Raw genomic sequence first — 12,121 nt, forward strand, 5'->3', positions numbered from 1 at the left:
TGGCCATTGGCGGCATTTGCTTCAAAACTTCGGCGAATTAGGCCTCCGCTCACCGTCTGGACGGGGAGAGGAGACTATTCCGCCCCCCTCAAAGCTCCGACTTGATATCACCCATCCGGTTCCATGCATCGAGGCCCGCGATCTTGTAGGCTTCGGCGAGTGTCGGGTAGTTGAAGGTGTTTTCGACGAAATATTCGACCGTGCCTTTGAGGTTCAGCACGGCCTGGCCGATATGGACGAGTTCGGTCGCCCCTTCGCCGACGATATGGACGCCGAGCAGGCGGCGGGTCTTCAGCGAGAAGATCAGTTTCAGCAGGCCCGTGTCGAGGCCCATGATATGGCCGCGCGATGTCTCACGGAAACGGGCGATGCCGCATTCATAGGGGATGTGACGGTCCTTCACCTCTTCCTCGGAGAGCCCGCAGGTGGAGATTTCCGGCACGGCGTAGATGCCATAGGGGAAGTATTTCGGCGGCTCCTTGGCAATAGCGCCGACGGCGACGCGGGCGGCGATGCGGCCCTGTTCCATCGAGGTCGAAGCAAGGCTCGGGAAGCCGACGACGTCGCCGGCCGCGAAAATATGCGGAACGTTGGTGGCAAAGGTTTCTGGATTGACGCTGAGGCGGCCGCGATTGTCGGCCTCGAGACCAGCGGCGGCAAGGTTCAGCGTATCGGTTGCGCCCATGCGGCCGGCGGCAAACAGCACCATGTCGGTGACGATGCGACGGCCGTTGTCGAGCGTCAGCTCCACCTTGCCGTCTTGGCGAACGACCTTCTCGGCCTTCTGCCCCAGCAGCAGCTTCATGTTGCGGTCGCGAAGCTGGTAGATGAAATCTTCGACGATCTCCTTGTCGATGAAGTCGAGCATGGTCGACTTCGGATCGATCAGCGTCACCTGCGTGTCGAGCGCGCTGAAGATCGTCGCATATTCGATGCCGATGACTCCGGCGCCGATGACGACCATCGAGCGGGGCAGCGTCTCGATCTCCAGCAACTCGTCGCTGTCGAGAACAGTCTTGCCGTCGAAGGGCATATAGTCCGGCCGGAACGGCTTGGTGCCGACCGCAAGCAGGATGCTGGTGCCGGAGACATGAATGATTTCGCCGTCGTCCTTGACGACTTGCATGGTCTGGGAATCGATGAAGCTCGCCTTGCCGCGAATGTGCTGCACGCGATTGCGGGCGAACTGATGCTCCAGCACCTCGACTTCATGATCGAGCGTGATCAGCAGACGGCGGCGCAGGTCCTCGGCGCTGATCTCCTGCTTGACCCTGTAGGCGCGGCCATAGAAGCCGCGTTCGCGCCAGCCGGAGAGGTTGAGCGCGGTCTCGCGCAGCGTCTTTGAGGGAATGGTGCCGGTGTGAACGGAAACGCCGCCGACACGCTTGCCCTGTTCGATCACAAGCACCTTCTTGCCAAGCTTGGCGGCCTGAATAGCGCCTCTGCGGCCGGCAGGGCCGCTACCCACGACGAGGAGATCGAATTGGTCCATCGGGAAGCCTCGGATGTTTGATTACGGAATCAATGTCGCAATGCAACATGCTGTCCGTCAACCGGTAGCTGCTCAATGTTACAGATTATCTAACGGGAAAGGCCCGATACTCAGGAGTTTGAGAGGCCGAGCCACGGCTCGAGCTTTTCAAACGTCCGATCCATCGCATAGGCACGGGTGAAGGAAAACGGCAGGTGCCCGTAAATGATAGACATCTGGCTCTCCGCGGTCGCTTCGCCGGTCTTGGCAATTGCGGCGAGATAGAGGGCCGAAGCCAGTCCGGTGCGGTCTGAACCCGCCTGGCAGTGGATCAACAACGGCTTGGGCGCATCGCGCATGATCTCGACCAGCTGGGCGGCCTGGGCCTGGGTCAGCTCGCGAGCGGAGGACATGCGGAAATCGATGTGATCGATATTCAGTTCCTTGGCCTGGGCGACTTCGCTGTCATACCAGGCGTGGCCGGTATTGTTGCCGCGCAGGTTGATGATGGTCTTGATGCCATATTGCTTCTGCAATTGCGCAATCGTCGATGCCGATGGCTGCGATGAGCGGTAAACCTCGCCCGCGATGACCGGATGGAAATTGGTCGTCCAGAGCATATGCGCGTAGAAGCCGCTGGCGATCAGTGCGAAGGGGGAGAGTGCGAGAAGCACACCGCGGCCGATACGGCGCAAGCGACGAAGGAGCGGCGATGAGGTCTTCGGCATGTAATCTCCGTGAGCGTCGAACCAGGAACGACAAGGCGCAATCAAAACAACGGCTTCCTCCGGCAGACCCGCCGATGTGGAAGCATCGTCCTTTTGCCAGATCATCCTGACGCCTACCTGAAAAATGCGGATGGAGATCGTGGAGTGCGGATGGAAGGTGCCGTTAGCATCCGGCGACGCCATTTGCGCGGAAAAGATCATTAGAAATAAAATTATATGAATATATTCTAATGTAAATTCTTATGCTGATGAGCGCGATTTAGAACAATCGCAGCGCCTTGAAACTGACGTGGCCGTTCTTGCCGATGATGATATGATCGTGAACGGCGATGCCCAAGGGGCGAGCGGTTTCGACGATCGTCTTCGTCATGTCGATATCCGCGCGCGAGGGCGTGGGGTCTCCCGAGGGATGGTTGTGCACGAGAATCACGGCCGTGGCCGAGAGTTCGAGCGCCCGTCTGACCACTTCGCGCGGGTAAACCGGCGTGTGGTCCACCGTGCCCTGGCCCTGCACCTCGTCGGCGATCAGCGCGTTGCGCTTGTCGAGAAACAGGATGCGGAACTGCTCGCGCGTCTCGTGCGCCATCGCGGTGTGGCAATAATCGATCAGTGCCTTCCAGGAGGAGAGCACCGGTTTGCCCGTCAACTCGCTCTTCAGCATGCGCTGTGCAACGCTTGCCACTAGTTTCAAGTCCAGCGCCACCGCTTCGCCGACGCCGCTCACCTCTTGCAGCAGATTGGTCGATGCGCCGAAGACGCCGCCGAGCGTGCCGAAGCGCGCAAGCAGCGCCTTGGCGATCGGCTTGGTGTCACGGCGCGGAATGAGCCTGAAGAGCAGCAGTTCGAGGATTTCGTAATCGGCGAGCGCCGTATCGCCGCTGTCGCGATAGCGATTGCGCAGGCGTTCACGATGGCCGTGATAATGGGCCTCGGGTGCAGTTGGTGCACTTGGCGGCTTTGCCGGTTTATCGCCTCGAGCGGGCTTGGCGGCCCGAGGAGCAAAGAACAGTCGTTCGTCGAAAAGCGATGCGTCCTCGAGGCCATCCATCACCCCGCCACCATCGAAGGGCATGTCGCCATGTCCGGAGGAGGGAGCGGGGCGTTTCGCCATGAATTATGCCTGCAGCGGCGGCAGGCCGGGACGGTCAAGACCGCCGGGCGACAGGGTGAAGATTTCGCAGCCGGTGGCCGTGATGCCGATAGTGTGTTCGTACTGTGCCGACAGCGAGCGGTCGCGGGTGACAGCCGTCCAGCCGTCGCCGAGCACCTTCACATGCGGCCGGCCGAGATTGATCATCGGTTCGATGGTGAAGATCATGCCTTCGCGCATTTCCGGGCCTTCGCTGGCGCGGCCGTAATGCAGAATGTTTGGAGAGTCGTGGAAGAGGCTGCCGACGCCGTGGCCGCAGAAGTCGCGAACCACGGAGCAGCGCTCCGCTTCGGCAAAGGTTTGGATCGCCTCTCCGATGGCGCCGGTCCGGGAGCCGGGACGTACGACGGCGATACCGCGCATCAGCGATTCGTAGGTCACTTCCAGCAGCCGCTCCGCCGAACGCTTGATTTCGCCGACCGGATACATACGGCTGGAATCACCATGCCAGCCATCGAGGACGTAGGTCACATCGATATTGACGATATCGCCGTCGCGCAGCGGCTTGTCGTTGGGAATACCGTGGCAAACGACATGATTGATCGAGGTGCAGGAGGATTTCGTGTAGCCGCGATAGTTCAGCGTCGCCGGATAGGCGCCATGATCCATGCCGAATTCGAAAACGAAGCGGTCGATGACATCGGTCGGCACGCCGGGCGCGACGATCGCGGCGAGTTCGTCGAGGCAGCGGGCGGTGAGCTGGCAGGCCTTGCGCATCCCCGCGAAGGCATCCGGTCCGTAGAGGCGGATTGCGCCCGTATTCTTCGCCGGCGCGGTCGCCGCCTCAATGTAATTCACCATGATCAGCCTTCAGCAGAAATTTTATACTTGCTATTTAATGCAGCTATGCCGGGTTCGTCTATCGGGATCAACCCTGCGGGCGTTATTTCCGTGGGCGAAACCCTGCATTTCAGCGCGTAGACTTCGACACCGCGCTTCAAGGCCCGCTCGAACGCGGCGGCGTAAACGACATCGAGATCGCCACAGACGCGAAAGCGCTCGCAATCGTGCCGTTGGATCACGAACAGCATGACGGCGCGATATCCCGCCTCAGCCATATCGCCCAGCTCTTCGAGATGCTTGGCACCGCGCGCCGTCACCGTATCGGGAAACTCGGCAAGACCCGGCTCGCGCATGAAATGCACGTTCTTGACTTCGACATAGGTGGTTGTCCGCAGCGGGTCGGTCAAGAGCAGGTCGATGCGGGAGTTGCGGCCGTAATTCTGCTCGCGCCGCACCGTCGTATAGTCGCCGAGATCGGAGATTTGGCCGAGTACAATGGCTTCCGCCGCCGTGCGGTTCGGCATCGCGGTGTTGACCCCGACCGTGGTGCCATCAGCCTCGATCAATTCGAAGACGTGGCGATATTTCCGTTTCGCACCATCGTGCTCCGACAACCAGATGCGCGATCCAGGCGTTGTCAGGCCCTGCATCGAGCCGGTATTCGGGCAGGAGCCGGTGATGATCTCACCGTTCTCCAGCTCGGCGTCGAAGAGAAAGCGCTTGTAGCGGGCGATCAGCCGCGCGGGAACGAGGGGTGGATTGAAGAGCATGGGGTTTGCCGCTCAGGCGCGCTCCATCACGAAGCTGCCGGGTGCCTCCTCGAGGGCATTGAGGGCCGCGCCGCCGGGCTTGCGGGCGTCGGTCATGCGGCTATCCTGCTTCAGGATCCAGGCGTGCCAGTGCGGCCACCAGGAGCCGGGCGTTTCGCTCGCTTCCGTCAGCCATTGATCATATTCGCCCTTGATCGGCCCGCCGGTCCAGAACTGGTATTTGTGCTTGTCCGGAGGGTTGACGACGCCGGCGATATGGCCGGAGCCCGTCACGACGAATTCCACCGGTCCGCCGAAGAAGTGGCTGCCGACGAAGACGGACTTGGCCGGCGCGATATGATCCTCGCGCGTCGCCAGATTATAGACGGGGATCTTGACGTCCTTCAGCGACAGCTTCTTGCCGTCGAGGACCATTTTGCCCTGGCTGAGCGCATTGTCGAGATAGCAATTACGTAGATAAAACGAATGGTTAGCGGCGGCCATTCGCGTGGAATCCGCGTTCCAGAACAGGAGATCGAAGGGTAGGGGATCCTGACCCTTCAGATAGCTGTTGACGAAGTAGGGCCAGATCAGTTCCGAGGCGCGCAGCATGTTGAAAGCCGCCGCCATCTTCGAGCCTTCGAGATAGCCGATCGCGTTCATCTGCTCTTCCAGCGCCTCGATCTGCTCCTCGTCGACGAAGATCTTAAGGTCGCCGGCAAAGGTAAAATCGACCTGCGTCGTCAGGAATGTCACCGTGCGGATACGTTTGTTCTTTTCCTTGGCGTGCAGCGCGAGCGTGGCCGCCAGCAGCGTGCCGCCAACGCAATATCCCACAGCGTTGACTTCGGTCTCGCCGGTCGCCTTCTCGACGGTCTCCAGCGCGAAGTCGATGCCTTCGCGTGCGTAGGAGGTCCAGTCCTTGGCCGCGTGGCGGCGGTCTGGATTCACCCAGGAAATGACGAAGACGGTGTGCCCCTGCTCGACGCACCATTTGATGAAGGATTTCTGTGGGTTGAGGTCGAGAATATAGAATTTGTTGATCCAGGGCGGGCAGATCAGCAAGGGGCGTTTCAGAACCTTGTCGGTTGCCGCGTCATATTGGATGACCTGGCAGACGTCGCTCTGCGCGATCACCTTGCCGGGCGTCAGCGCCATGTCGCGTCCGACGGCGAATTTCGTCATGTCGGTCTGGCGCACCCGCAGTTCGCCTTGCCCGGCGCTGATGTCCTCGGCAAACATCTTCATGCCGCGCACCAGGTTTTCCGCATTGGAGGCGACCGTTTCCCGGTAGAGCTGCGGATTGGTGGCGACGAAATTGGCCGGCGACAGCGCCGCGGTGATCTGCCTAGTGTAGAAGGCTGCTTTGTGGCGCGTGTGCTCGTCAAGCCCTTCGGCGTCGGTGACCAGTTTCTCCGCCCAGCCGGCGGTCAGCAGATAGGTCTGGCGCAGGAAATCGAAGAAGGGGTTCTTCTGCCAATCCTCGTCGGCAAAGCGCTTGTCCTTGATCGGCTCGGCTTCGGCCACTGCAGGCGAATCGCTGCTGAGGCGCTGCATGGTTTTCGTCCACAGGCCGAAATAGCCAGACAGCAGGTAGGTTTGCGCTTCCAGCGTCCGGCGCGGATCGGAAAGCCAGTATTCGCCGATTTTGGAGAGTGTCTTGACCATGTCGGTGACCGGGTCGGCGACGGTGTCGACCTTTTCGCCGCGTTCGCGCGGCGCAAGCCAAGCGGAAGCGGCCTTGCCGAGGTTTTCCAGAGCACGGGCAAAGTTCACGGCCATCGCCTCAGGATCCCTGACGATATAGGGTTCGACCGATTTCGGATCGAAACCGGGAAAGGCGCCGTTGCCTTCAGTTTTGTCCCGCTTGCTGTCGGTCACGCATCATCCTCCCGGCGGCAAATCTCTTTTGTTTTCCATTTGTACATCTTGCGGGAAAAGGAATACAAGTCGAATGAAACGCAACCCTGCTCTTGCTTTGCCGCTGCGACAAATTTAACAGTCGCATCCCACAGCAAGGGAATAGGGCAGGACGACAATATGGGCGGCGGCATGGTGGCAAGACTAAACCGGTATTCCGTACTTAGCGGTGCTTTGTTCGGCATTCTCGCGCTGGCGCTCGCCGGTTGCTCGACCCCTGAGGAAAAGGCGGCCTTTGCCAAGCGCAAGCAGGCGCCACAGGCCGTGGTGGTCAGATCCGTCGATGGCAAGCCCGTCGACGAGGGCAGCACGCAGCAGCACTACAAGGATGGTTATCCCTCCTTCAACGCTCCGCCGACCGCGGCGAATGTCCAGATCAACGACCAGCAGGCATCCGACATCGGCAAGCAGTTGACGTCGCTCGGCGCGCAGCGCAAGGCCGGCACGATTTCGGAAGCGGAATACCAGAAGCGGGTTGCCGACATGCGCAAGCTTGCCGCCGAACACGGCCAGGATACGCTGTCGGAAATTCAGCAAGGGGGCGCACAGCCCGGTCAAACGCAGAATTAGCCTTGCGTTTCAGGCGATTTGGACGCAAAGCGTTCGGATAGGCCGAATTTCGATGTTTCTTTCTGGTTGAGAACGCTTTGCGTCCCCAGCCGCCCAAGATTCACCGTATCCTTCGTGTCAGCTTGAGTGCGGTGCCGCGATTCCGGAGTTCGTATCGCGGGTCACCGGGAGATCGACGAACTTCATGCGGTTGCAAGGGCCGCTGTCCCATGGGGAAATAAATGGAAGAGTTTCATAAAGTCCGGCGTTTGCCGCCTTACGTCTTCGAACAGGTCAACCGTTTGAAGGCCAGCGCGCGAGCGGGCGGGGCCGACATCATCGACCTCGGCATGGGCAATCCGGACCTTCCGACCCCAAAGGCGATCGTCGACAAGCTGTGCGAAGTGGTCCAGGACCCGCGCACGCATCGCTATTCTTCCTCCAAGGGCATTCCGGGTCTCCGCCGCGCGCAGGCCGCCTATTATGCCCGCCGTTTCGGCGTGAAGCTCAATCCGGATACGCAGGTGGTTGCCACCCTCGGCTCCAAGGAAGGCTTTGCCAATATGGCGCAGGCGATCACGGCGCCCGGCGACGTCATCCTCTGCCCGAACCCGACCTATCCGATCCATGCCTTCGGCTTCCTGATGGCAGGCGGCGTCATCCGCTCGATGCAGGTCGAGCCGGACGACAGCTTCTTCCCGCCGCTCGAGCGCGCCGTGCGCCACTCGATCCCGAAGCCGCTGGCGCTGATCATCAACTATCCGTCCAATCCGACGGCCTATGTCGCGACGCTCGATTTCTACAAGGAAGTCGTCGCTTTCGCCAAGAAGCACGACATCATCGTGCTGTCGGATCTCGCCTATTCGGAAATCTACTTTGACGACACTCCGCCGCCGTCGGTTCTCGAAGTACCGGGCGCCATGGACGTCACCGTCGAGTTCACCTCGATGTCGAAGACCTTCTCCATGCCCGGCTGGCGCATGGGCTTTGCGGTCGGCAATGAGCGCTTGATCGCCGCCTTGACGCGGGTGAAGTCATACCTCGACTACGGCGCCTTTACGCCGATCCAGGTGGCGGCAACCCATGCGTTGAACGGTGACGGTTCCGACATCGCGGAAGTGCGCAGCATCTACAAGCGCCGTCGCGACGTGCTGGTCGACAGCTTCGGCAAGGCCGGCTTCGAGGTGCCGCCGCCGGCAGCGACCATGTTCGCCTGGGCCAAGATCCCCGAGAAGTTCCGCCATCTCGGCTCGCTGGAGTTCTCCAAGCTTCTGGTCGAAAAGGCCGATATCGCAGTCGCACCGGGAATCGGCTTCGGCGAAATGGGCGACGATTATGTTCGTATCGCGCTGGTCGAGAACGAGCATCGCATCCGCCAGGCGGCGCGCAACCTGAAGCGCTTCCTCTCGACCGCGGATGACACGTTGCATAATGTGGTTTCGCTGAACGCTCATCGCTCCTAATTTTTCACGGCAGCCGTTCCAGCGGCTGCCGTGCCCCAAGACATTGATCAGGAACTATCCATGGCAGATGCCCTCAAAATCGGCGTTGCGGGCTTGGGCACCGTTGGTGCCTCGCTCGTTCGTATCATTCAGAGCCGCGCCAACGAGCTTGCCGTCACCTGCGGCCGCCCGATCAAGATTGTCGCCGTCACGGCGCGCGATCGCACCAAGGATCGCGGCATTGATCTTACCGATATCGAATGGTTCGGTGGCCCGGTTGATTTGGCGCAGAAGGCCGATATCGATGTGTTCGTCGAGCTGATCGGTGGCTCCGAAGGGGCTGCCAACGCTGCCGTGCGCGCGGCACTTGCCCGTGGTCTGCATGTCGTTACCGCCAACAAGGCGCTGCTCGCCTATCACGGCGTCGAGCTTGCCGAGATTGCCGAGGAGAAGGGCGCTTTGCTCAACTTCGAAGCGGCGGTCGCCGGCGGCATTCCCGTCATCAAGGCGCTGCGGGAATCCTTGACCGGCAATACGGTTTCGCGCGTTTACGGCATCATGAACGGCACCTGCAACTACATCCTGACCCGGATGGAGAAAGAGGGCCTGTCCTTCGCCGATTGCCTCAAGGAAGCCCAGCGTCTCGGCTATGCCGAAGCCGATCCGGCTTTCGATATCGAGGGCAATGACACGGCGCACAAGCTTGCCATCCTGACGACGCTCGCCTTTGGCAACCGCATCGCGGCCGACGACATCTATCTCGAGGGGATCACCAATATCTCCATCGAAGACATCCGCGCTGCTGCCGACCTCGGTTACCGCATCAAGCTGCTCGGCGTCGCCCAGCGCACTGAGACCGGTATCGAACAGCGCGTCCATCCAACGATGGTGCCGCTCGATTCGGTCATTGCCCAGGTCGATGGCGTCACCAATGCCGTGGCGATCGAATCCGACATTCTCGGCGAATTGCTGATGGTCGGCCCCGGCGCCGGCGGTAATGCGACGGCCTCTTCCGTGCTCGGTGATATCGCCGATATCGCCAAGAGCCAGCCGGGCGCACAGCGCGTGCCGGTGCTCGGCCATCCCGCCAAGGCGCTGGAGCCCTACCGCAAGGCGCAGATGCAGAGCCATGAGGGCGGCTACTTCATCCGCCTGACCGTTCTCGACCGCACCGGCGTTTTCGCCAGCGTCGCGACCCGCATGGCGGAAAACAACATTTCGCTGGAATCGATCGTGCAGCGCTCGACGCAGCACCTGTCGCCGTCCCACCACCAGACAATCATCCTCGTCACCCATGCGACGATGGAGGATTCGGTGCGCAAGGCGGTCGCCGCGATCAAGACCGAAGGCTATCTCGTTGGCGACCCGCAGGTCATCCGCATCGAGCGGCCGAAGGAATAATCTGACGCGCGGCCCGTTCCGGTAAAGCGGAGCGGGGCCGTCCAATTCTGGGAGACATGGTGGAACAACCGGCAGATCCTGTGCAGCGGGCATTTCTGGGCGTCGAACGCTCTGTCTCGGGCAATCGCTGGGTCTCCCGGCTCGACCAGGCCGGCCAGAACCGGGCGCTGGCCATGGCCCAGACCCACGGTCTGCCGGATCTGATCGCCCGCGTCCTTGCCGGTCGTGGCGTCGGCGTCGACGAGGCCATGGCGTTTCTCGATCCAACCATCCGCAGCCTGATGCCGGATCCCTATCTGCTGACCGATTGCGAAAAGGCTGCGCAGCGCCTGCTGCGTGCCGTCAAGGCGGGAGAGACTGTTGCGATCTTCGGCGACTACGACGTCGACGGTGCCGCGTCTTCGGCGCTGCTCTACCGCTTTCTCACCCATTTCGGCGTGCCGGCGAGCATCTATATTCCCGACCGCATCTTCGAAGGCTACGGCCCTAACCCCGCCGCCATCAATCAGCTCATCGACAATGGAGCGACGCTGATCGTCACCGTCGATTGCGGCTCGACCAGCTTCGAATCGCTGGAGGCGGCAAAGGCCCGCGATATCGACGTCGTCGTCATCGACCACCATCAGGTTGCGCACGAGCTGCCGCATTGCCACGCGCTGGTTAATCCGAACCGCGAGGATGATTTGTCGGGGCAGGGGCATCTCTGCGCCGCCGGCGTGGTCTTCCTCGTTCTGGTCGCCGCCTTGCGGCAGCTGCGCGAGGCGGGCGATGCTCGCGTCCGCTCCATCGATCTGCTGGCCTGGCTCGATATCGTTGCGCTGGCGACCGTCTGCGATGTCGTACCGCTGAAGGGGCTTAATCGCGCCTATGTCGTCAAGGGCTTGATCGCCGCCCGCCATCAGGGCAATCCTGGCCTTGCGGCACTCTTCCGCAAGGCGGGACTCGGTGGCCCGGTGACACCCTATCATTTCGGCTTCCTGATTGGCCCGCGCATCAATGCCGGCGGGCGGATCGGCGATGCGGCGCTCGGCGCCCGCCTGCTGACGCTCGAGGATACCGGCGAAGCCGAGACGATCGCCGAGAAGCTGGACGAGCTGAACCGCGAGCGCCAGGCCATGGAAGCCGCCATGCTGCAGGAGGCGGAGGCAGAGGCGCTGGCCGAATACGGCAATGGCGATGGCGCCTCGGTCATCGTCACCGCCCGCGAGAATTGGCATCCGGGCATTGTCGGCCTGATCGCATCGCGGCTGAAGGACAAGTTCCGCCGTCCGGCCTTTGCGATCGCCTTCGATTCCAATGGCAAGGGCACCGGTTCCGGCCGCTCGATCAACGGCTTCGACATGGGCCGCATGGTGCGCGCCGCCGTCGATGCCGGTCTGCTCGTCAAGGGCGGCGGCCATGCCATGGCGGCGGGCCTGACGGTGGAGCGCGGTAATCTCGGGAAACTGCGCGCCTTCTTCACCGAGAAGGCCGAAAGGCAGGTGCCCGGCCTCGTCGCCAACGAAACGCTGAAGATTGACGGTGCACTCGGCGCCAGCGGCGCGACGGTGGATCTGATCGACCAGCTCGAAACCGCCGGCCCCTATGGCTCCGGCCATCCGCAGCCGATCTTCGCGCTGCCGAGCCATCGCCTGCGCGATTCGCGCCTCGTCGGCCAGTCGCACATCAAGATCACGCTGGAAGCCCAGGACGGCGGCCGCCTCGACGGCATCGCCTTCCGCGCAGCCGAAACGCCGCTCGGCGAACTGCTGATGTCATCCCGCGGATCGCAGATCCACGTCGCCGGCACACTCGGCGCCGACCACTGGCAGGGCAACCGCCGCGTCCAGTTGCGGGTCACCGATGCAGCCAAGGCGCCTTGAGCGCAAAGCAAAAGCCGCTGCGATAGCGATATAAATTCAATGATTTCAGGGGAAAGACAGTGGCAC

General features: G+C 61.7%; 10 protein-coding genes. 4 read left to right on the top strand and 6 right to left on the bottom strand.

Going from position 1 to position 12,121, the window contains the following annotated elements; translation table 11 throughout:
• Positions 1-88 precede the first annotated feature (88 nt).
• The 6 genes from sthA to AC1RO0_RS00410 all read right to left on the bottom strand — a co-directional run bounded on the left by sthA (position 89) and on the right by AC1RO0_RS00410 (position 6,762).
• A complete protein-coding gene (gene sthA / locus AC1RO0_RS00385; RefSeq protein ID WP_498591027.1) occupies positions 89-1,492 on the bottom strand; it encodes a Si-specific NAD(P)(+) transhydrogenase in 1,404 nt (467 codons plus the stop codon).
• A 110-nt stretch (positions 1,493-1,602) separates the two neighbouring features.
• Positions 1,603-2,199 (bottom strand): dual specificity protein phosphatase family protein, encoded by a 597-nt coding sequence (locus AC1RO0_RS00390; RefSeq protein WP_498591028.1) that lies wholly within the window; start codon positions 2,197-2,199, stop codon positions 1,603-1,605.
• A gap of 259 nt (positions 2,200-2,458) precedes the next feature.
• A complete protein-coding gene (gene radC, locus AC1RO0_RS00395; RefSeq protein WP_498591029.1) occupies positions 2,459-3,310 on the bottom strand; it encodes a RadC family protein in 852 nt (283 codons plus the stop codon).
• A gap of 3 nt (positions 3,311-3,313) precedes the next feature.
• Positions 3,314-4,150 carry a type I methionyl aminopeptidase gene (gene map / locus AC1RO0_RS00400; protein ID WP_498591030.1) on the bottom strand — a complete coding sequence of 279 codons (837 nt, stop codon included), beginning with the start codon at positions 4,148-4,150 and terminating at the stop codon, positions 3,314-3,316.
• 2 nt (positions 4,151-4,152) lie between these two features.
• On the bottom strand, positions 4,153-4,902 hold the full coding sequence (gene sfsA / locus AC1RO0_RS00405; protein ID WP_498591031.1) for a DNA/RNA nuclease SfsA: 750 nt from the start codon (positions 4,900-4,902) through the stop codon (positions 4,153-4,155).
• A gap of 12 nt (positions 4,903-4,914) precedes the next feature.
• Complete coding sequence (locus AC1RO0_RS00410) at positions 4,915-6,762, bottom strand: PHA/PHB synthase family protein (protein ID WP_498591032.1); 1,848 nt, start codon at positions 6,760-6,762, stop codon at positions 4,915-4,917.
• Positions 6,763-6,921: 159 nt separating this feature from the next.
• Between AC1RO0_RS00410 and AC1RO0_RS00415 the strand changes: the two genes are divergently transcribed.
• The 4 genes from AC1RO0_RS00415 to recJ all read left to right on the top strand — a co-directional run bounded on the left by AC1RO0_RS00415 (position 6,922) and on the right by recJ (position 12,055).
• Entirely contained in the window at positions 6,922-7,371 is a 450-nt protein-coding gene (locus tag AC1RO0_RS00415; protein WP_042477548.1) for a hypothetical protein, read from the top strand.
• Between the two features lie 221 nt (positions 7,372-7,592).
• Positions 7,593-8,813: an LL-diaminopimelate aminotransferase gene (locus AC1RO0_RS00420; protein ID WP_498591033.1), complete on the top strand. Its 1,221-nt coding sequence runs from the start codon at positions 7,593-7,595 to the stop codon at positions 8,811-8,813.
• A 60-nt stretch (positions 8,814-8,873) separates the two neighbouring features.
• Positions 8,874-10,193, top strand: a complete 1,320-nt coding sequence (locus AC1RO0_RS00425) for a homoserine dehydrogenase (RefSeq protein WP_498591034.1) — start codon at positions 8,874-8,876, stop codon at positions 10,191-10,193.
• A gap of 56 nt (positions 10,194-10,249) precedes the next feature.
• Positions 10,250-12,055, top strand: coding sequence for a single-stranded-DNA-specific exonuclease RecJ (gene recJ / locus AC1RO0_RS00430; protein WP_498591035.1), 1,806 nt, complete (start codon positions 10,250-10,252; stop codon positions 12,053-12,055).
• Positions 12,056-12,121 lie beyond the last annotated feature (66 nt).

The sequence above is a fragment of the Rhizobium sp. GW821-FHT14E12 genome (assembly GCF_058803745.1).